This is a genomic window from Pseudomonas sp. NPDC087697 (assembly GCF_044743155.1).
GTDB lineage: Bacteria > Pseudomonadota > Gammaproteobacteria > Pseudomonadales > Pseudomonadaceae > Aquipseudomonas.
In genome coordinates, this window is the sequence record NZ_JBIUVW010000052.1 from 1 (window position 1) to 20,925 (window position 20,925).

18 protein-coding genes and 1 pseudogene are annotated in these 20,925 nt (G+C 59.4%); 6 read left to right on the forward strand and 13 right to left on the reverse strand.

Features of this window, described 5'->3' with window-relative positions:
- Positions 1 to 106 precede the first annotated feature (106 nt).
- From ACIPIN_RS25665 to ACIPIN_RS25690, 6 genes are all read right to left on the reverse strand, one after another.
- The gene (locus ACIPIN_RS25665; protein WP_401123652.1) at positions 107 to 769 is read right to left on the reverse strand and encodes an O-methyltransferase; all 663 of its coding nucleotides are present in this window, start codon (positions 767 to 769) and stop codon (positions 107 to 109) included.
- Positions 770 to 784: 15 nt separating this feature from the next.
- Positions 785 to 1,318 carry a C40 family peptidase gene (locus tag ACIPIN_RS25670; RefSeq protein WP_401123654.1) on the reverse strand — a complete coding sequence of 178 codons (534 nt, stop codon included), beginning with the start codon at positions 1,316 to 1,318 and terminating at the stop codon, positions 785 to 787.
- Positions 1,319 to 1,483: 165 nt separating this feature from the next.
- Positions 1,484 to 2,104 carry a C40 family peptidase gene (locus ACIPIN_RS25675; protein WP_401123657.1) on the reverse strand — a complete coding sequence of 207 codons (621 nt, stop codon included), beginning with the start codon at positions 2,102 to 2,104 and terminating at the stop codon, positions 1,484 to 1,486.
- 213 nt (positions 2,105 to 2,317) lie between these two features.
- On the reverse strand, positions 2,318 to 3,022 hold the full coding sequence (gene hda / locus ACIPIN_RS25680; protein WP_128873305.1) for a DnaA regulatory inactivator Hda: 705 nt from the start codon (positions 3,020 to 3,022) through the stop codon (positions 2,318 to 2,320).
- Positions 3,023 to 3,255: 233 nt separating this feature from the next.
- Entirely contained in the window at positions 3,256 to 4,326 is a 1,071-nt protein-coding gene (locus ACIPIN_RS25685; RefSeq protein ID WP_401123660.1) for an AI-2E family transporter, read from the reverse strand.
- Between the two features lie 35 nt (positions 4,327 to 4,361).
- Entirely contained in the window at positions 4,362 to 5,411 is a 1,050-nt protein-coding gene (locus ACIPIN_RS25690) for a DUF2066 domain-containing protein (protein ID WP_401123662.1), read from the reverse strand.
- Between the two features lie 385 nt (positions 5,412 to 5,796).
- Between ACIPIN_RS25690 and purM the strand changes: the two genes are divergently transcribed.
- From purM to ACIPIN_RS25710, 4 genes are all read left to right on the forward strand, one after another.
- Positions 5,797 to 6,855 carry a phosphoribosylformylglycinamidine cyclo-ligase gene (gene purM, locus ACIPIN_RS25695; protein WP_401123664.1) on the forward strand — a complete coding sequence of 353 codons (1,059 nt, stop codon included), beginning with the start codon at positions 5,797 to 5,799 and terminating at the stop codon, positions 6,853 to 6,855.
- 11 nt (positions 6,856 to 6,866) lie between these two features.
- Positions 6,867 to 7,517, forward strand: coding sequence for a phosphoribosylglycinamide formyltransferase (gene purN / locus ACIPIN_RS25700; RefSeq protein ID WP_401123742.1), 651 nt, complete (start codon positions 6,867 to 6,869; stop codon positions 7,515 to 7,517).
- Between the two features lie 8 nt (positions 7,518 to 7,525).
- The gene (locus ACIPIN_RS25705) at positions 7,526 to 8,239 is read left to right on the forward strand and encodes a DUF3108 domain-containing protein (RefSeq protein WP_401123666.1); all 714 of its coding nucleotides are present in this window, start codon (positions 7,526 to 7,528) and stop codon (positions 8,237 to 8,239) included.
- 340 nt (positions 8,240 to 8,579) lie between these two features.
- Positions 8,580 to 8,768: a hypothetical protein gene (locus tag ACIPIN_RS25710; RefSeq protein WP_401123670.1), complete on the forward strand. Its 189-nt coding sequence runs from the start codon at positions 8,580 to 8,582 to the stop codon at positions 8,766 to 8,768.
- Positions 8,769 to 8,835: 67 nt separating this feature from the next.
- Here ACIPIN_RS25710 and ACIPIN_RS25715 read toward each other — a convergent pair whose 3' ends face one another.
- The 7 genes and pseudogenes from ACIPIN_RS25715 to ACIPIN_RS25745 form a co-directional block, all read right to left on the reverse strand.
- Entirely contained in the window at positions 8,836 to 9,375 is a 540-nt protein-coding gene (locus ACIPIN_RS25715; RefSeq protein WP_401123672.1) for a DUF2058 domain-containing protein, read from the reverse strand.
- A gap of 25 nt (positions 9,376 to 9,400) precedes the next feature.
- A complete protein-coding gene (gene mazG, locus ACIPIN_RS25720; RefSeq protein WP_401123675.1) occupies positions 9,401 to 10,234 on the reverse strand; it encodes a nucleoside triphosphate pyrophosphohydrolase in 834 nt (277 codons plus the stop codon).
- A gap of 104 nt (positions 10,235 to 10,338) precedes the next feature.
- A complete protein-coding gene (gene relA, locus ACIPIN_RS25725; RefSeq protein WP_401123678.1) occupies positions 10,339 to 12,582 on the reverse strand; it encodes a GTP diphosphokinase in 2,244 nt (747 codons plus the stop codon).
- 123 nt (positions 12,583 to 12,705) lie between these two features.
- Positions 12,706 to 14,058, reverse strand: a complete 1,353-nt coding sequence (gene rlmD / locus ACIPIN_RS25730) for a 23S rRNA (uracil(1939)-C(5))-methyltransferase RlmD (protein ID WP_401123681.1) — start codon at positions 14,056 to 14,058, stop codon at positions 12,706 to 12,708.
- Complete coding sequence (gene cysM / locus ACIPIN_RS25735) at positions 14,058 to 14,960, reverse strand: cysteine synthase CysM (RefSeq protein WP_401123682.1); 903 nt, start codon at positions 14,958 to 14,960, stop codon at positions 14,058 to 14,060. The genes rlmD and cysM overlap by 1 nt, the downstream gene beginning before the upstream one ends.
- A gap of 165 nt (positions 14,961 to 15,125) precedes the next feature.
- Positions 15,126 to 16,010, reverse strand: a pseudogene (locus ACIPIN_RS25740) (sensor histidine kinase); the annotation flags it as partial.
- Positions 16,009 to 16,731: a response regulator transcription factor gene (locus ACIPIN_RS25745; protein WP_401123685.1), complete on the reverse strand. Its 723-nt coding sequence runs from the start codon at positions 16,729 to 16,731 to the stop codon at positions 16,009 to 16,011. The pseudogene ACIPIN_RS25740 and the gene ACIPIN_RS25745, both read right to left, overlap by 2 nt.
- Before the next feature lie 219 nt (positions 16,732 to 16,950).
- Here ACIPIN_RS25745 and ACIPIN_RS25750 point away from each other — a divergent pair, with 219 nt between their 5' ends.
- Positions 16,951 to 19,701: a response regulator gene (locus ACIPIN_RS25750; protein ID WP_401123688.1), complete on the forward strand. Its 2,751-nt coding sequence runs from the start codon at positions 16,951 to 16,953 to the stop codon at positions 19,699 to 19,701.
- A 198-nt stretch (positions 19,702 to 19,899) separates the two neighbouring features.
- Positions 19,900 to 20,889, forward strand: a complete 990-nt coding sequence (locus ACIPIN_RS25755) for a 2-hydroxyacid dehydrogenase (RefSeq protein WP_401123690.1) — start codon at positions 19,900 to 19,902, stop codon at positions 20,887 to 20,889.
- Positions 20,890 to 20,925: the final 36 nt, after the last annotated feature.

The following is a 20,925-nucleotide window of genomic DNA, read 5'->3' on the forward strand; positions in this document are numbered from 1 at the left end:
CCTGCCGCCTGCGCTGTTTGAGCAGCAAGCGGCCTAATGCTCCTACAGAGCGGTTCAAAAAAACTGAACCACAACACCGAAGCCTGCGATCTTTTCCATCAACCAATTACTTTTTGCGACAAAGCGTCAAACCATCACCCAAAGGCAACAACGACAGATCGACACGCAAATCATCCTTCAAGGCACGATTGAGTGCCTGGATGGCTCGGGTGTCTTCGCTCGCGGGACTTTCTTCCAGTACCCGTCCACTCCACAGTGTGTTGTCGAATACCGCCAACCCACCGCTTCGCAGAAGGCGCAAAGCGCTTTCCAGATAAGCCGGATAGTTGGCCTTGTCGGCATCAATGAAGATCAGATCAAAGCAACCGTCCTGCCCTTGCTGCTCAAGTTGAGCCAGGGTTTGCAATGCGGGCGCCAAACGCAAATCGATACGCCCAGAAAGGCCAGCCTCCTGCCAGTAACGGCGTGCCGTGGCGTTGTACTCTCCTGGAATGTCGCAGCAGATCAACGTGCCGTCATCCGGCAAGGCTGCCGCCATGCACAAGGCGCTGTAGCCGGTAAAGGTGCCGACTTCGAGCAAGCGTTTGGCACCCGTAAGCTTGACCAGCAAGGCGAGGAACTGCCCCTGCTCGGGGGCCACCTGCCAGCGCGCCATCGGCAGCGCCTGGGTTTCGTCACGCAAACGACGCAGCAGCGGCGTTTCGCGCAAGGAGACGTCAAGCAGGTAGTGGTAGAGGGAATCGTCGAGATTGAGTGTGCGAGCGGTCATGACAACCTCTGCGAACTAGGGATTGCGCGCCAAATGTTCAGGCTCAATAACACGCTTGGCGCTCAGGTAGGCTCTCTGCCAATAGGCCTTGGACAAACTGTCGAGCTTCACCGTACCACCCGTGGCGGGTGCATGCACGAAGCGACCTTCACCGACGTAGATCCCGGCGTGGCTGACTTGCGAGCCACCATGGGTGGCGAAGAAGATCAGGTCACCGGTCTGCAGTGCCTCTTGACCGATATTCGGCGCTTGCATGCCGATCATCTCGCGAGTCGAACGCGGCAGGGAAATACCCGCTGCATCGCGGTAGACGTAGCCGATCAAGCCGCTGCAATCGAAACCTGAATCCGGCGTATTACCGCCCCAACGATAAGGCGTGCCGACCAGACCCAGCGCGCGAATCAGCACGTCTTCAGCAGCAGGAGAGAAAGATTGAGCAGGAGCAAAAACCGGGGCGCGAACGACTTTAACAGGCGGCGGAGTACGGCTGGCACAGGCGCTGAGCAGCGCTGCGAAGAAGATAAGTACGAGGCGGGCCGACATCGTCATGTACAGAGCATCCTGATCTGGCTGCAGCTTTCTCTGCCGAGAGGCGGAAAACAAAACCGCGTAAGCAGGGCTTACGCGGTTAGTTAGTCAACAATAGATCAGGATTCTAGCGGCTACGCGCCAAACTTCAAGTAAGACTTTAAGTTAGCCTTACAAATAGTCCGCTTACTTGCGTGCCGTGACCGTCGTTGGCGCCATGGCGAGTGCTCGCTTGGCCTCAATGAAGGTCTTGCTCCAGTAGCTGTCACCCAGGCTATCGACCCGGACACCACCACTGCGGCGGCTACTGGAATGGATGAACTGGTCATCGCCCAGGTAGATCCCGGCGTGACTGACGCGACCGCGACGACCATTAGTGGCGAAGAACAGCAAGTCGCCAGGCTTAAGGTTGTTGCGAGAGACCAACGGGGCATTCACGTTGATCATTTCGCGAGTGGAGCGCGGCAGATTCATGCCAGCCTCTTCGCGAAACAGATAACCGATGAAACCGCTGCAATCGAAACCGGCTTCAGAGGTACCGCCCATACGGTAACGGGTACCGACCAGGGACAGGCCACGTTCGAGGATACTGTCGGCCAGAACCGGAAGCTGGTAAGGCTTGCGGCCAGCGAAATCGGCCAGTTCTTTTTCGGTAGCCAGTTCTTCCTGGTAAATAACGGAAGACTGGGCAGTAGCTGAATTTTTAATCTGCTGATCGTTTTGTTGCGAGACCGGGGAATGAACCGCGCAACCAAAAAGCAGGGTGACAAGTGCGAGAGGCACGAGGGGTGCGAAGCGATTTAGCATGGGCACGACCGTGGCTGAAGTTGTAAAGAAGGCGAGACTATGCCTTCTATCGCCCTCATTTGCAAATTCAATCGAACCAAATGTGACTTATCGGTTTCTCGTTAACATCTAAGCGCTTAAGCCCATTTTAAATCTGCACGCGCCGTGAATACCTTTCCGGAAGCGGGTTTTCTGACGCCTGAAATGTGCCGAAACGCGCTACAGGCCGCAGTTTTACCAGCCCAGGGTTTCTTTGAGGAAGGGGATCGTCAGCTTGCGCTGAGCCTGCAGAGAGGCTTGATCGAGACGTTCAAGGAGCTCGAACAAAGCGCTCATGCTGCGAGTACCGCGAGTCAAGATAAAATGTCCGACTTCGTCGGTCAGGTGCAGACCGCGACGCGACGCGCGCAATTGCAGCGCACGCAATTTGTCTTCATCGGACAGGGGCCGCATCTGAAAAATCAGTGCCAGGGTCAAGCGGGATTTGAGGTCAGCCAGTTTTACCGGCAACTCGCGTGGCGAGGTTGAAGCGGCGATCAGCAGACGCCGACCACTGTCACGCAGGCGATTGAACAGATGGAACAACGCCTCTTCCCAATCAGCCCGCCCTGCTACTGCCTGCAAGTCATCCAGGCAGACCAGTTCGTACTGCTCAAGGTTGTCGAGAATTTCGATACCGCGATCCAGCAACTCGGCCAACGGCAAGTACACCGCCCGCTCCCCCAACTGTTCAAAGCGCAAGCACGCGGCTTGCAGCAAGTGCGTACGCCCTACGCCGTCCTTGCCCCAGAGATAGATCAGGCTTTCGGTCCAGCCGGCGTCGGCTTCGCACAACCGCTCGACATAGCCGAGTGCAGCGGCATTGGCGCCGGGGTAGTAGTTGATAAAGGTAGCGTCATCACGCAGACGCACACCTAGGGGCAGCTGAATCGGTTTCATGCTGACTGAACAGTTCCAAACGAACCGTTAGTGGCCTCTGTGTAAAGTTTGCAAAGTTTATACCCGTGACGCCGGCCGCACAATGCAGCAGACCATAAGCAAAATCAAAGGTTTGCGTTAACTTGCGGGTATCGGCGGGGTTTGTTTGACGGCGTATGTGACCGTCAGGAGTGCTCTAAAGGCCTGCCCGGCAATGCGCCGGGCAACCTTGGGCGATTAATCGACGGCGCTGATCAATCGGAATCTTCCACACCGCTATACATACCAGAATCTTTATACAAATCATGCACATGGCGCACCAGCACCATGATCACCGCCGCCACTGGCAACGCCAGCAGGATCCCGGTGAATCCAAACAGCTCACCACCCGCAAGAATCGCAAAGATCACCGCCACCGGATGCAGACCAATCCGGTCCCCCACCAACAGCGGCGTCAGCACCATGCCTTCCAGTGCCTGACCGACCATGAACACCACGACAATCCCGATCATCGGATATAGATCGCCACCAAACTGAAACAACCCGGCGACCAACGCCGCGCCGATCCCGATCACAAAGCCCATGTATGGCACGATCGCCGCCAGACCGGCAATCAGACCGATCAACAGCCCCAGCTCCAGCCCGACCAGCATCAGACCGGCCGCGTAGATCACACCCAGCGCCAGCATCACCAGCAACTGCCCGCGAACAAATGCACCGAGCACCTCGTGACACTCGTCCGCCAGCGAAACCACGCGTTCTTCACGATTACGCGGCAGCAGGCTGCGGATCTTCGCCATCATCAGGTCCCAGTCGCGCAGCAAGTAAAAACTCACCACCGGGATCAACACCAGATTGGTCAGCCAGCCGATCAACGCCAGACCCGATGCGGTGGCCTGACTCAGCACGATACCGACGATGTCAGTGGTCTGCCCCATGTGCTCGCTGATCGCGGCCTTGACCTTGTCGAACTTCCAGAAGCCATCCGCCAAGCCGAGCTTCGACTGCGCCCAGGGCATCGCGGTGTGCTGCAACCAGTCAAGCATTTGTGGTGTTAGCTCGTACAGGCGAAACAGTTGCTTGGCCAGCATCGGCACCAACACCAGCAACAGCGTCATGACGACCAAGGTGAACAGCGCAAACACCGCGACCACACCCCAGGTGCGTGACAGGCCGAACTTCTCCAGGCGATCTACCAGCGGGTCGAACAGGTAGGCCAGCAACAGCGCCACCAGGAACGGCGTGAGGATCGGATGTAACAGGTAGACAAATGCGCACAGCAGGACCAACCCACCAAGCCAAACCCAACGCCGCGTATCGGCCATGAACCACTCCTGCTTCTATATAAGGAAAGAAAAACCTACCAGCGGAAACTCAGCTGCGCTTTTGGCGCGGGTGCCGGGGCGACCGCAGGTGTCAAACCGCTGGCCGCAGGCTGAACCGGCGCAGGCGCAGCGCCCGCCGGCACCTCTTGCAATTTCGCCAGACTCAACTGCGCTCGCAGTTGATCGGCACTGCCGTTGACTCGGTACACGATCCGGTCACCATCGACACTTTGCAGGCGCGCACCAAACGGCTCCAGCAAATGCCCCAGCACCGCGTAGCGCTCCAGGTTCATGCCTTGCACCTCAAGCAACTGCTCGCTGGACATTCCCGGCTTGGCAACAAAACGCGGCGCCAGACGCTGACTCACTGCCAGCAATACCGCATCGGCCAAGGCCGCAGCGTCAGCCCCTTGCACGCTGCCTTGCTCACGCTGACTGCCCAGCCACAAATGCCACTTGGCCTGCCACTGTCCGCTCTCTTCATGTGCATGAACTGCCAGCAAAGCATCCGCGCCGTAGCGCTCGGAGATTCCATGCAGCGGCACCGGGTCGTTGCCTTCAAGATTCGGCGCGGTAGCGACGATCTGCTCGTTCAGGTCACCCAGCGGCAGGCGCAACGGCAGACCACGATGTTGGGCCGCACGACGCAACGGTGCGGCACTGGCCTGACCGTCACCAACCAGGTTTGAGCCTTCAGTCGAATCGTTCAGCCACCAACCGAGAATCGACGGCCGATTGGCGCCCCACAAGGCTAGCCCGGCCTGACGCAGCGCCCGATCGGTACTCACCGGGTCGAAGTCGACTTGCAGGCTTTCCGGTGGTCCGGCGTCGTAGCCGTATCGGCTGATAATCTGCTGCGGGTCCTTGCGAATGGCCGCCAACCCAGGGTTTTGCGCTGCCTTGGCGTCACCGGTCAGACGCAGTACCAGGGTTTCCAGCGCACGCTGGGTGGCCTGATCACGCTCTTCCGGGGACTGATTGCTGACCGGCTCGCGCACTTGATAGAGACCGTTAACGGTTTGGGCATGACTCGCCAGGCTGACCAACGACAAACAGCCCACAAAAAGAAATTTACACAAACGCATGGAGAATTCCCGACGACAAAAAGCGGCTGGAACAGACCGCATGAACAGACTTGAGCAAGGCTGTGACCACCGGCCTGCGCAAAACACTCACGTGATCGATGGAAGTTTTCACTCTGTCATAACGATAGCCGGTTAACGGCTATACCTTATACAGCCACGAGCGACGTCACCAGCACGGGCATTTTCGTTTTTTTTAACGCGATATGCCTCTGCCCGTCGGCCCGAGGATGGCCGCTGCCCCTCAAGCCTGATAAAATCGCGCGCCTTCGTAGACCGGCAACGGCTGGGTACTCTGAAATGCTTGCGCGGCAATCGCGCCACACGTATTTCAGCGCACTCACCGGACTCGGTCGTTACCCCTGAATCCCCCCTAAAGGCCTGGATCATGAGCAAGCAACCCTCCCTGAGCTACAAGGACGCCGGTGTAGACATCGACGCCGGTGAAGCATTGGTCGAACGCATCAAGAGCGTCGCCAAGCGCACTGCGCGCCCGGAAGTCATGGGCGGCCTGGGCGGTTTCGGCGCCCTCTGCGAAATCCCGGCCGGCTACAAACAGCCAGTGCTGGTTTCCGGCACCGACGGCGTCGGCACCAAGCTGCGCCTGGCTCTGAACCTGAACAAGCACGACAGCATCGGCATCGACCTGGTCGCCATGTGCGTCAACGACCTGGTGGTCTGCGGTGCCGAGCCGTTGTTCTTCCTCGACTACTACGCCACCGGCAAACTGAACGTCGAAACCGCGACCCAGGTCGTGACCGGCATCGGCGCAGGCTGTGAACTGTCCGGCTGCTCGCTGGTCGGCGGCGAAACCGCTGAAATGCCTGGCATGTACGAAGGCGAAGACTACGACCTGGCCGGCTTCTGCGTGGGCGTGGTCGAGAAGTCGGAAATCATCGACGGTTCGAAAGTCGCTGCTGGCGATGCCCTGCTCGCCCTGCCGTCTTCCGGTCCGCACTCCAACGGCTACTCGCTGATCCGCAAGATCATCGAAGTGTCCGGTGCAGACATCGAAAGCATCCAGCTCGACGGCAAGCCGCTGACCGACCTGCTGATGGCGCCAACCCGTATCTACGTCAAGCCGTTGCTCAAGCTGATCAAAGACACTGGCGCAGTCAAAGCCATGGCCCACATCACCGGTGGTGGCTTGCTCGACAACATCCCGCGCGTTCTGCCAAAAGGCGCTCAAGCCGTGGTTGACGTAGCGAGCTGGACCCGTCCGGCCGTGTTCGACTGGCTGCAAGAGAAAGGCAACGTTGACGAAACCGAAATGCACCGCGTGCTGAACTGCGGCGTCGGTATGGTCATCTGCGTTGGCCAGGAGCACGTTGAAACCGCGCTGAACGTACTGCGTGAAGCCGGCGAGCAGCCTTGGGTCATCGGTCAGATCGCTACCGCTGCCGAAGACGCGGCACAGGTTGAGCTGAAGAACCTCAAGGCGCATTGATGCAAGAGCAGATGCCCGCAACCTGTGATGTTGTGGTGCTGTTATCCGGCACCGGCAGTAACTTGCAGGCCTTGATCGACGAAGCGCAGAACGCAGACAACCCTGTGCGCATTCGCGCAGTGATCTCGAACCGCGCTGATGCCTATGGCCTTCAGCGCGCCAGGGACGCGGGTATCGACACCCGCTCTCTGGATCACAAGGCTTTCGAAGGTCGTGAGGCCTTCGATGCCGCCTTGATCGAATTGATCGACGCCTTCCAGCCCAAGCTTGTGGTACTGGCCGGATTCATGCGCATTCTCAGCGCTGATTTCGTCCGTCACTATCAAGGGCGCCTGCTCAATATCCATCCTTCGCTGCTACCCAAATACAAAGGGTTACACACTCATCAGCGAGCGCTGGAAGCCGGCGACACTGAACATGGCTGCAGCGTGCACTTCGTCACCGAGGAACTCGATGGCGGACCACTGGTCGTACAGGCAGTAATACCGGTAGAGTTGCACGATTCGCCGCAGAGTCTGGCGCAACGGGTTCACACCCGCGAACACCAGATTTACCCGATGGCCGTACGCTGGTTTGCCGAGGGCCGACTGAGCCTTGGCGAACAGGGTGCTTTACTGGATGGTCAGTTACTCGCGGCCAGCGGTCACTTGATTCGAAACTAGGAGATTTTATGCGTCGCGCCCTGCTCTTCGCTTGTGCTCTGTTCGCCCTGCCCCTTGCGCAGGCGGCAGACCTTCAACCGTTCTCCGCCAGCTACACCGCCGACTGGAAGCAGCTCCCGATGAGCGGTTCGGCCGAACGCAGCCTGTCGAAAAATGCCAACGGCTCCTGGACCTTGAATTTCAAGGCCTCCATGCTGGTCGCCAGCCTGACCGAGGAGAGCACCCTACGCCTCGACAAGGACACCCTGCTGCCACAGACCTACCACTTCGAACGGGGCGGTCTGGGCAAAGCCAAGAAAATTGACCTGGATTTCGATTGGTCGACCAAGATGATCACCGGCACCGACCGCGGCGATCCGGTCAAAGTGCCACTCAACAGTGGCATGCTGGACAAGTCCACCTATCAACTGGCCCTGCAGCGTGATGTGGCAGCCGGCAAAAAAAGCATGAGCTATCAGGTGGTCGAAGGTGAAGATATGGACACCTACGATTTCCGCGTGATCGGCTCAGAGAAAGTCCAGACCAAGGCCGGTTCGGTCGATGCGATCAAGGTCGAACGTGTCCGCGACCCGACACAAAACAAGCGCATCACTGAAATGTGGTTCGCCAAGGATTGGGGCTACATCCTGGTAGCCCTGCGCCAGGTAGAGACCGACGGCAAGGAGTACAACATCATGCTCCTGGACGGTACGGTCGACGGCAAGGCTGTCAAAGGCAGCTAAGCAGATTGAAATGAAAAGCCTCGCGAATGCGGGGCTTTTTTTCGCCTTGAAATTGGTCGTGACCCATAAAGATCGCAGCCTTCGGCAGCTCCTACAGAGGAACGCACATTACTGTAGGAGCTGCCGAAGGCTGCGATCCCTTGATCTCAAAGCATGAAACTTCTGTCATGAAACTCAACACCCTGCGACCGAATGTCACGGCCTGCAAGGGCTGCGGGATTTTTTCAATTTCTGCAAAAGATCATTACCGAACGAAGGCATTTACTTAGCAAACTAACAAAACATATAACAAAGGCCTGCACACGCCTTGCTGCAGATCAATTGAGATTGGAGCCAGCAGATGACTGTAAAAGTAACTGAACGCGACGATTCACATATGTCCCATGAAGGCGTAGCTGCCGGTGTGCGTATCTGGGATGTACATCAACAAGACATGCTGGTGGGGATGTTCCACTCCGAGAGTGACGCCCACAGCTATAAGGCCGAACTGGAAAATCTGGAACAGCAACGAGACGCCCGTTCCGTGTAATGACAGCATTGAAAACAACAAACCCCGCCAATAAGCGGGGTTTGTCGTTGTTGCAGCCTCTAAAGGCTTACCACATCAGATCGTCAGGGATCTGATAAGCCGCGTACGGATCGTCCGCATCGACTTCTTCAGTCTGCGTGTTCAGTTGCACGATGCGCTGTGGATCGCGCTCCTGGATCTTCAGCGCCGCTTCACGAGGGATCACTTCGTAGCCGCCGGCGTGATGCACGATCGCCAGGGAGCCGCTACTGAGCTTGTTACGCATCAGGGTGTTGACGGAGATGCGCTTGACCTTCTTGTCGTCAACGAAGTTGTAGTAGTCCTCGGTGGTCAGCTTCGGCAGGCGCGAGACTTCGATCAGTTGCTTGACCTGAGCGGCGCGGGCCTTCTGCTCGACCTTCTCCTGCTGCTGGCGATTGAGCTCCTGATCGCGCTTGACCTTCTCGGCCATCGCCTCCTGGGCGGCGCGCTGCTGGGAGTCATCGAGTTCGATCTGACCTTTATGGACCAAACGTTGCTGCTTCTGTTTTTCTTTGCCGACCTGTTTGGCCTGCTTTTGGTTGACCAGCCCTGCTTTGAGCAACTGGTCGCGAAGGGAAAGGCTCATGGTGCTTACTCACTTAGGCAACAGCTCAGCCGCAGCTGGGCAAATTCTTTTCCTGTCGTTTGGCTTCGCCCCACAAGGCGTCCAACTCTTCGAGGGTGCAATCTTCTATGGGACGACGGGTGTCGCGCAATGCCTGTTCGATAAATCGGAAACGTCTTTCAAACTTGCTGTTGGCGCCGCGCAATGCGGTTTCCGGATCAACCTTCAGATGACGCGCCAGATTGACCACGGAAAACAGCAGATCGCCGACCTCGTCGCCGATAGCTGCCGAGTCGTTATCTGCCATGGCCTCGAGCACTTCATCGAGCTCTTCGCGGACTTTATCGAGCACCGGCAACGCGTCCGGCCAGTCGAAACCCACCTGCCCCGCACGCTTTTGCAGTTTGGCCGAACGAGACAACGCCGGCAGCGTCGCCGGCACATCGTCGAGCAAGGACAACTGTTCCGGTGCCTGGGACTTCTCGGCCCGCTCCTCGGCCTTGATCTCTTCCCAGCGCTGTTTGACCTGCTCCTCACTGAGCCGCGGGATATCCAGCGGCGCGTACAGATCGCCCGTCGGGAACACGTGGGGATGACGACGGATCAGTTTGCGAGTGATGCTGTCGACCACGCCATCGAATTCGAAACGCCCCTCCTCCCGCGCCAACTGGCTGTAATACACCACCTGGAACAGCAGATCGCCCAACTCGCCCTGCAAATGATCGAAGTCGCCGCGCTCGATGGCATCGGCCACCTCGTACGCTTCTTCCAGGGTATGCGGAACGATGGTCTGGTAGGTTTGCTTGATATCCCACGGACAGCCGAACTGCGGATCCCGCAGCCGGTTCATCAGATGAAGCAAGTCTTGAAGTGAATACATCTATCAATCTCTACACACTGTAGGAGCTGAGCTTGCTCGCGATGGCGGCATGCCTGACACACCGCTATCGCGAGCAAGCTCAGCTCCTACAACAAGCGAACGCATCACGGGGTGCGGTTACGCCGGGTTTCAATGATGTTCGGCAACTGGGAAATACGCCCCAACAACCGCCCCAATGCGTCCAGCCCCGGAATCTCGATGGTCAGGGACATCAACGCAGTGTTGTCCTCTTTGTTCGAGCGGGTGTTGACCGCCAGCACATTGATCCGCTCATTGAGCAGCACTTGCGAAACGTCACGCAATAGCCCGGAGCGGTCGTAGGCACGAATGATGATGTCCACCGGATAGGTCAACACCGGCACCGGCCCCCAACTGACCTGGATGATCCGCTCCGGCTCGCGCCCCGCCAGTTGCAGCACCGACGCGCAGTCCTGACGGTGAATGCTGACGCCACGGCCCTGAGTGATGTAACCGACGATCGCATCGCCCGGCAACGGCTGGCAGCAGCCGGCCATTTGGGTCATCAGGTTACCGACGCCCTGGATCTGAATGTCGCCGCGCTTGCCGGGCTTGTAGCCGGTGGCTTTGCGCGGGATCAGCTCCAGCTGTTCGTTGCCACGTTCCGGCTCGACCAGTTGCTGCGCCAGGTTGACCAGTTGCGCAAGACGCAAATCGCCGGCACCCAACGCGGCAAACATGTCCTCGGCGGTTTTCATGTTGGCCTTGTCGGCCAGCTTTTCGAAATCCACCTGTGGCAGACCGAGGCGATTGAGTTCACGCTCAAGCAGGGTTTTACCGGCGGCAACGTTCTGGTCACGCGCCTGCAATTTGAACCAGTGAACGATTTTCGCCCGTGCCCGCGAGGTGGTGATGTAGCCCAGGTTCGGGTTCAGCCAGTCGCGGCTCGGCGTGCCGTGTTTGCTGGTGATGATCTCAACCTGCTCACCGGTCTGCAGGCTGTAGTTGAGCGGGACGATCCGCCCGTTGATCTTCGCACCACGGCAGTTGTGACCGATTTCGGTGTGCACACGGTAGGCGAAGTCCAGCGGCGTCGCGCCTTTGGGCAAGTCGATTGCGTGTCCGTCGGGGGTGAAGATGTACACCCGATCCGGCTCGATATCGACCCGCAGCTGTTCCGCCAGACCACCGATATCGCCCAGCTCTTCGTGCCATTCGAGCACCTGACGCAGCCAGGAAATTTTCTCTTCGTAGTGATTGGAACCGGATTTGACGTCGGTGCCCTTGTAGCGCCAGTGCGCGCAAACGCCCAGCTCGGCCTCTTCGTGCATCGCGTGAGTGCGGATCTGCACTTCCAGCACCTTGCCTTCAGGACCGATGACCGCAGTGTGCAACGAGCGGTAGCCGTTCTCTTTCGGGTTGGCGATGTAGTCGTCGAACTCTTTCGGGATGTGCCGCCACAAAGTGTGGACGATGCCCAGCGCGGTGTAGCAGTCGCGCATTTCCGGCACCAGCACGCGCACTGCACGCACGTCGTAGATCTGGCTGAATTCCAGACCCTTGCGCTGCATTTTGCGCCAGATCGAATAGATGTGTTTGGCCCGGCCACTGATGTCGGCGTCGACACCGGTGGCCTGCAATTCGTTTTTCAGCTGGCTCATCACATCACTGATGAACCGCTCGCGATCAAGGCGCCGCTCATGCAGCAACTTGGCGATCTGCTTGTACTGATCCGGCTCCAGGTAACGGAAGGACAAGTCCTCCAGTTCCCATTTGATATGACCGATGCCGAGGCGATGAGCCAGCGGCGCGTAGATATCGAAGACTTCCCGGGCGACCCGGTTGCGTTTTTCGTCATCGGCGGTTTTTACCGCACGGATCGCGCAGGTTCGCTCGGCCAGTTTGATCAGCGCGACGCGCACGTCGTCGACCATGGCCACGAGCATCTTGCGCAGGTTTTCCACCTGGCCCTGAGTGCCCAGCACCAACGACTGGCGCGGGCTCAGACTGGCGCTGATTGCAGCCATGCGCTGCACGCCATCGATCAGTTTGGCGACCACTGGACCGAAGCGCTGGCTGACGGCCGGCAGCTGGATATGACCTTCGCGTACGCCACGGTAAAGAATCGCCGCGACCAGCGAATCCTGATCGAGCTTGAGGTCGGCGAGAATCTCAGCGATCTCAAGGCCTGTACGAAAACACGACGTACCTTCGGACCAGAGATTCTTTGCCGCATTGTCTTGCTGTTCGGCCTGGCGAGCGAACTCGCAGGCTTCTTTCAAGGCTTCGCGATCCAGTGCCGGATCGACACTGACCGCATGATCGAGCCAAGCCTCGAGATTGATACTGCCGTCGGTGTTGATCGGCTGGTGTGCTCTCACCTGTACCATCTTGCTTACCTTCCCTACGACGCAGATTCGATGCGTCAAATCGCTGACCTTCGTTGCCCATGCGCCCTCGCTGGGTTGACGCGGCTGATGCATGAGCGGTCCGGTCGGACCAGACGAGCCGTCCTAGCTCGCTTCAAATAACGCCATGGCCTCGACATGTGCCGTCTGAGGAAACATATCGAGGATCCCGGCACGTTTTAACCGGTAACCCTGCTTGATCAATTCGACCGTGTCGCGGGCCAAAGTTGCTGGGTTGCACGACACATAAACCAACCGCTTGGCACCCAGGGATGCGAGCGTGCGCACCACCTCGAAAGCACCGTCGCGCGGTGGGTCCAAGAGTACCGCAGAAAAGCCCTCGCTGGCCCATTCGGCGTCAGCCAAAGGCTGGGATAAATCGGCCTGAAAAAACTTCGCGTTATGCAGATTGTTGCTAACGGCATTCGCAGCAGCGCGCTCGACCATGGTCTGCACACCCTCCACCGCCACCACTTCGCGAACCTGTTGCGCCAGCGGCAAGGCAAAGTTGCCCAAGCCACAGAATAGGTCCAACACGCGCTCATCCGCCTTCGGCGCCAGCCAATCGAGTGCCTGGGCGACCATCGCTTCGTTGACCCCGGCATTCACCTGAATGAAGTCACCCGGGCGATACGCCAGTTCAAGATTCCATTGCTCAAGTCGGTAACCCAACGCCTGATCGGCGTCGACCGGTTGTGGCTCACCTTCGCCATGCAGCCACAATTGGGCATCATGGAATGCGCAGAATTCCTTGAGGATGGTCAGGTCGTTTTCAGACAGTGGCGCCATGTGGCGCAACAACAAAGCCTGGGATGAACCGGCGAACAATTCCACATGACCCAACGCCTGAGGCTTGCTCAAACGCCGGAGCATTTCCGGCAAGCGGCTCATGATCGGCTGCAAGGGTTGTACCAGCACCGGACAATCGTTGATGCCAACAATGTCTTGGCTGCCGGCGGCACGAAAACCCACTTCGAGCTTTTTCGCCTTCATGTCCCAACGCACCGCCACTCGGGCGCGACGTCGGTAGGCAAACTCAGGACCGCTCAAGGGCTCTGCCCACTGCTCGGGTTCGACACCGGCCACCCGCGACAACTGCTCGGCGAGCATGCGCTGTTTCAGGGCGAGTTGTTCGTTGTGGGGCAGATGCTGCACGCTGCAACCACCGCAGCGCCCGGCATGGGCGCACGGCGCCGGGCGACGCAATTCATTGGCGACGAAGACACGCTCGGTGCGCGCCTCGACGACTTTGCCGTGGGCACCCAGGACTCGCGCCTCGACTTCTTCACCAGCCAAAGCACCGATAACGAACCAGGTGCGACCTTCGAAAAACGCAATACCGCGACCGTCATTGGCCAGGCGCTCGATGGTCAAGCGCTGCTTTTTGCCGGTCGGGACTTGCGGGGCCTTGCTGCCGCCAGTGGGTTGGAAGCGCAGGCCTCTCTCTTGCTTGGCCATCAGTTGGGCGCGTCGAAAATGCCGGTCGACAAGTAACGGTCGCCACGGTCACAAATGATCGCGACCATCACCGCGTTTTCGACTTCTTTGGACAGGCGCAGCATCGCTGCCACCGCACCACCCGAGGACACGCCACAGAAGATGCCTTCTTCGCGCGCCAGTCGACGGGTCACGTCTTCGGCTTCGCTTTGGGCCATGTCGACGATCCGGTCAACCCGATCGGCTTGATAGATCTTCGGCAAGTATTCCTGCGGCCAGCGACGGATACCCGGAATCGCCGAGCCTTCCATCGGCTGCAAACCAACGATCTGCACGGCCGGATTCTGTTCTTTCAGGTAACGCGAGACACCCATGATGGTGCCCGTGGTGCCCATGGAGCTGATGAAATGGGTAATGGTGCCCTGGGTCTGTCGCCAGATTTCCGGGCCGGTACCTGTGTAGTGCGCCTGCGGGTTATCACCGTTGGCAAACTGGTCGAGCACCTTGCCACGGCCGTCGGCCTGCATCCGCTCGGCGAGGTCGCGAGCCCCCTCCATGCCCTCTTCCTGGCTGACCAGAATCAGCTCGGCGCCATAGGCGGTCATTGCGGCCTTGCGCTCGGCGCTGGAGTTGTCGGGCATGATCAGGATCATCTTGTAACCCTTGATCGCCGCGGCCATGGCCAGGGCAATCCCGGTGTTACCGGAGGTCGCCTCGATCAGCGTATCGCCGGCATGGATCTGCCCACGCAGCTCGGCACGGGTAATCATCGACAGCGCCGGACGGTCCTTGACCGAACCCGCCGGGTTATTACCCTCGAGCTTGAGCAGCAGGGTGTTGCTGGTAGCACCGGGCAGGCGCTGCAAACGAACCAGCGGAGTGTTGCCGACGCAATCGGCGATGGTTGGGTACTGCAAGGTCATGGCGTATTCGCAATCCAGACTGCGGGGCGCCCATCATACCGGCAAACGTGCGCAGGCCATATCACGCAAAGTATGGGGCTTATGTTTTATGGGAATAAGCCACGGCTTGTGCTGGAAGGGAGGGCCTCTTCGCGGGCAAGCCCGCTCCCACAGGGCTTGAGTTGTTCACACTTTTTGCGGTTGGAGCCGTTCCAATGTGGGAGCGGGCTTGCCCGCGAAGGCGCCTTCACAGACATCACCCTTATCAGCCAACAACCGCATATTGAGCCGCAACCCCTGCCCCGTATTCTCCGCCCACAAACGTCCGCCCTGGCGCTGCACCGCGTTGCGCGCGATGCTCAGGCCTAGACCAAACCCGCCATTGCCGGGGCGCGAGCCGTCGAGTCGGGTGAACGGGTCGAAGATATGTTCCAGGTCGCATTCGGCGACACCGCCGCCCTGGTCTTCGAGCCACAGCCACCAGTAATCGCCGTCGCGCTGGCCATCGAGGCGCACGCTGCCACCGGCCGGAGAATGGCGGATGGCGTTGCGCAGAATGTTTTCCAGCGCTTGGGCCAAGGTATTCAGATTGCCGCGAACCCAGCATGAAGCATCCACCGCGCATTGCAGTTGCTCGGCGGGCCAGCCGCTTTCATAGCAGGCGTTTTCCGTGAGCATTTCCCAAAGCGCCTGAATCTGGATCGCCTCATCCGGTAATGGCGAGCGCTCGGTGTCGAGCCAGGCCAGTTGCAGGGTGTCCTCTACCAGCCGTTGCATGCCATCGACTTCGCGACCGATTCGCTCGCGTAGTTGCAGCAGGTCCTCTTCGCTTTCGCTGGCCACCCGCAGACGGCTCAACGGTGTGCGCAGTTCATGAGACAAGTCGCGTAGCAGTTGCTGCTGCAGGGCCACGGTGCTTTGCAGGCGTTCGGACATTTGATCGAAAGCGCGTTCCAGCTCACCCAACTCGTCCGCGCGCCCCGTGGTCAGGCTCGACAAGCGGGCGTTCAATTGATCGGCACGCCAGGCGTTGACCTGTTCACGCAAATTGTTCAAAGGCACCACCAGGTCAGACCACTTCATCAAGCACACTCAATACATAGCCCTTGCCCCAGACCGTGCGCACTTCGCGCTCGCTGTAGCCGATGGCCTTGAGTTTGCGACGGATCTGGCTGATGTGCATGTCCAGGCTGCGGTCGTGGGGAGCGTAGCCGCGCTGCAACACATGCTGATAAAGGAAGGCCTTGCTGAGCACTTCATCGTCATCACGGTTCAGGGTTTCCAACAGCCGGTACTCGCTGCGGGTCAGCCTGGCCCATTGCTCGCCATAATGAACATCACACAATTGATCGTCGAAACGCAGGCTGTGAGCGTCGCTGTTGACCGGTGTCGGCACATGCCGACGGTCCAGGGCCACCCGCCGCAGAATGGCTTCGATGCGTACCCGCAGTTCGGCCATGCTGAAAGGCTTGGGAAGGTAGTCGTCAGCGCCCAGACGAAAACCGCTGATGCGATCCGCTTCGGCGCCCAATGCCGACATCAGCAGCACCGGAGTGGAATCACTGGTCCGCAGATCAGTCAGTACCGCCAGCCCATCCATACCAGGAAGCAAAATATCCATCAGTACGACATCGAAGGCTTGCTTGCGAGCAATCGCCAACCCTTCCTTGCCGTTCTGGCACCAGGTCACCTGAAAACCACAACGCCCCAGATGCTCATGAACATAAGCACCGAGCACGAGGTCATCTTCAATTGCCAGGATGCGAGGGGGCCCAACAAATACGGGAGTCATTAGCGTCTGCAAGTCATTCTCAATCACTGATTATTCAAGATTGCCCGACAGTGAGCAACCCGCGACTTTCGTAGCGGCCCACCAAGACGTTTAAACCGTCACAAAGCTCTGGGTAATTTGCCGGGATTGCCCGCAAGCAAATCGCTACACTGCGCAAGTGCTGCGTGCCGGATGCACGCATAGGTCATCTATTAAACAGCGTGATAGCAGGAGAGTGACGTGCTGAAAAAACTGGGGATCAAAGGTCGCGTAATGTTGTTGACCTTGTTGCCGACCAGCCTGATGGCCTTGGTTCTGGGCGGCTATTTCACCTGGATGCAGCAATCCGACCTGCACACCCAACTTCTGCAACGCGGCGAAATGATCGCCGAACAACTGGCACCTCTGGTCGCCCCGGCCATGGGCCACAGGAATGACGACCTGCTGGAACGCATCGCTACCCAGTCTCTGGAGCAATCGGACGTGCGTGCGGTGTCGTTCCTGGCGCCGGACCGCACGCAATTGGCGCACGCCGGGCCGCTGATGCTCAACCAGCCGCCCACCGGCGACAGCACCCACATGCTGCAACGCACCGGCAGCGACGCCACCCGTTACCTGTTGCCGGTGTTCGGCAAACATCGCAACCTGGCCGGCGAGCTGATCCCTGATGAGTCTGATCGTTTGCTGGGTTGGGTCGAACTGGAACTCTCCCACAACGGCATGTTGCTGCGCGGTTACCGCAGCCTGTTCGCCAGCGTGCTGTTGATCGCCGCAGGCCTGGTCGGCACCGCGCTGCTGGCATTGCGTATGGGGCGCACCATCAATACACCGATCAGCCTGATCAAGCAGGCCGTGGCGCAACTCAAGGACGGTCATCTCGAAACCCGCCTGCCACCGCTCGGCAGCCAGGAGCTGGATGAACTGGCCTCGGGTATCAACCGCATGGCCAGCACCCTGCAAAATGCCCAGGAAGAATTGCAGCACAGCATCGATCAAGCCACCGAAGACGTCCGGCAAAACCTGGAAACCATCGAGATCCAGAACATCGAGCTGGACCTGGCACGCAAGGAAGCCCTGGAAGCGAGCCGGATCAAGTCCGAGTTCCTCGCCAACATGAGCCACGAGATCCGCACGCCGCTCAACGGCATCCTCGGTTTCACCCACTTGCTGCAAAAAAGCGAACTGACGCCGCGCCAGCTCGACTATCTGGGCACCATCGAAAAGTCCGCCGACAGCCTGCTGGGAATCATCAACGAGATTCTCGACTTCTCGAAAATCGAGGCCGGCAAACTGGTGCTCGACAGCATTCCGTTCAACCTGCGCGATCTGCTCCAGGACACGCTGACCATCCTCGCCCCGGCCGCCCACGCCAAACAGCTCGAACTGGTCAGCCTGGTTTACCGCGACACCCCGCTGTCGCTGGTCGGTGACCCGCTGCGGCTCAAGCAGATCCTGACCAACCTGGTGAGTAACGCGATCAAGTTCACCCGCGAAGGCACCATCGTCGCGCGCGCCATGCTTGAAGAAGAACACGAAGACAGCGTGCAACTGCGCATCAGCATTCAGGACACCGGCATCGGCCTGTCGAATCAGGACGTGCGCGCATTGTTTCAAGCCTTCAGTCAAGCCGATAACTCGTTGTCCCGGCAACCGGGTGGTACGGGCCTGGGGCTGGTGATTTCCAAGCGTTTGATCGAGCAGATGGGCGGTGAAATTGGCGTCGACAGCACGCCGGGCGAAGGCTCGGAATTCTGGATCAGCCTGAGCCTGCCGAAAACCCGCGACGATGCCGAAGACCTGCCGGCACCTCCATTGCTCGGACGGCGCGTTGCGGTGCTGGAGAACCACGAACTGGCGCGCCAGGCGTTGCAGCATCAACTGGAAGACTGTGGCCTGGAAGTCACACCGTTCAATACCCTGGAAAGCCTGACCAATGGCGTCACCGGCGCGCATCAGACCGAGCAGGCAATTGACCTCGCAGTGCTGGGCATCACCTCCAACGACATGCCGCCGGAGCGGCTCAATCAGCATATCTGGGACCTCGAACACCTGGGCTGCAAAGTGCTGGTGCTGTGCCCGACCACCGAGCAGACGCTGTTCCATCTCTCGGTGCCCAACCCCCACAGCCAATTGCAGGCCAAACCGGCCTGCACCCGCAAGTTGCGCCGGGCATTGTCGGATCTGGTCAACCCGCGTCAGTTGCGTAACGATCCGGGCGAGCCGGTTTCCAGTCGCGCGCCAAAAGTACTCTGCGTCGACGACAACCCGGCCAACCTGCTGCTGGTGCAAACGCTGCTCGAAGACATGGGCGCCAAGGTGCTGGCGGTCGAAAGCGGCTACGCGGCGATCCAGTCCGTGCAAACAGAAGCCTTCGACCTGGTGCTGATGGACGTGCAGATGCCGGGCATGGACGGACGTCAGAGCACCGAAGCGATTCGCCAATGGGAAAGCGAGCGGCATTGCACGCCGCTGCCGATCGTCGCCCTCACCGCGCACGCCATGGCCAACGAAAAACGCGCGTTGTTGCAAAGCGGCATGGACGATTACCTGACCAAACCCATCAGCGAACGCCAACTGGCGCAGGTGGTGTTGAAGTGGACCGGGCTGGCCCTGCGTAACCACGGTCCGGAGCGAGCCGACACCTATGGCAACACCAGCGACCTGCTGGTGCTCGACCCGGATGAGGGCCTGCGGCTGGCAGCCGGCAAAGCCGATCTGGCGGCCGACATGCTGGCGATGTTGCTGGCTTCGCTGGAAGCCGACCGCGAGGCGATTCGCGTCGCCCGAGAAAGCAATGACCAGAACGCCCTGATCGAACGTGTCCACCGCCTGCACGGCGCGACGCGCTACTGCGGTGTTCCGCAGCTGCGCGCGGCCTGTCAGCGCAGTGAAACACTGCTCAAGCAACAAGACCCCAAAGCGCTGGCGGCGCTGGAAGAACTTGAGCGAGCGATCAACCGCCTGGCCTCACAAGCGCGTATTGGCGCTTGACCCAGATCAATAGCGCTGGGCGCCACAAAGGCTAATGTAGCAGCTGCCGAAGGCTGCGTTCGGCGGCGCAGCCGTCGTGAAATCAGCTACTTCGGTCTTTCAGGTAAACCGCGTATGCCGGGTTTACGACGGCTTCGCCGCCGAACGCAGGCTTCGCCAACTGCTACGGGGACGGGGGGAAATTTCCAGGAGGACACGATGCGCACGATTCTCTTCAGCAGCCAGACGTACGACCGCGACAGTTTCCTCGCAGCCAGGCTGCCCACCGGTATCGAGCTGCATTTCCAGTCCGCACGCCTGAGCCTGGACACGGCGGCGCTGGCCGAGCGGCATGAAGTGGTCTGCGCCTTTATCAATGACGACCTCAGCGCGCCGGTGCTTGAACAACTGGCCGCCGGCGGCACGCGACTGATTGCCCTGCGCTCGGCCGGTTACAACCACGTTGACCTGGCTGCAGCGAAACGGCTTGGTTTGAGCATCATGCGCGTGCCGGCCTATTCGCCCCACGCCGTAGCCGAACATGCGGTCGCGTTGATCCTGGCGCTGAACCGACGCCTGCACCGCGCCTATAACCGCACCCGCGAAGGCGATTTCAGCCTGCACGGGTTGACCGGTTTCGACCTGTTCGGCAAGACCGTCGGCGTAGTTGGTACCGGGCAGATCGGCGCCACTTTCGCAAAAATAATGTCCGGGTTTGGCTGTCAGCTGCTGGCCTGCGATCCCTTCCCCAATCCTGCCGTCCAGGCCCTCGGCGCCCGCTACCTGTCGTTACCGGAGCTGTTGGCCGAAGCACAGATCATCAGCCTGCATTGCCCGCTGACCGCCGAAAGCAAACACCTGATCAACAGCCAGTCACTGGCGCACCTGCAACCCGGTGCCATGCTGATCAACACCGGGCGTGGCGGGCTGGTGGACACACCAGCGCTGATCGAAGCACTGAAAAGCGGTCAATTAGGGTATTTGGGGTTGGATGTCTATGAAGAAGAAGCACAGTTGTTCTTCGAAGACCGCTCCGACCTGCCGTTGCAGGACGATGTGTTGGCGCGGCTGTTGACCTTCCCCAACGTCATCGTCACCGCGCACCAGGCCTTCCTGACCCGCGAAGCGTTGGCCGCAATCGCCACGACTACCTTGCAGAACATCACCGATTGGGCCGCTGGAACACCACGGAATCGGGTCGAAGGCTGATTTGGCCTGATCGAAGGTCGCATCCATGGACCATGC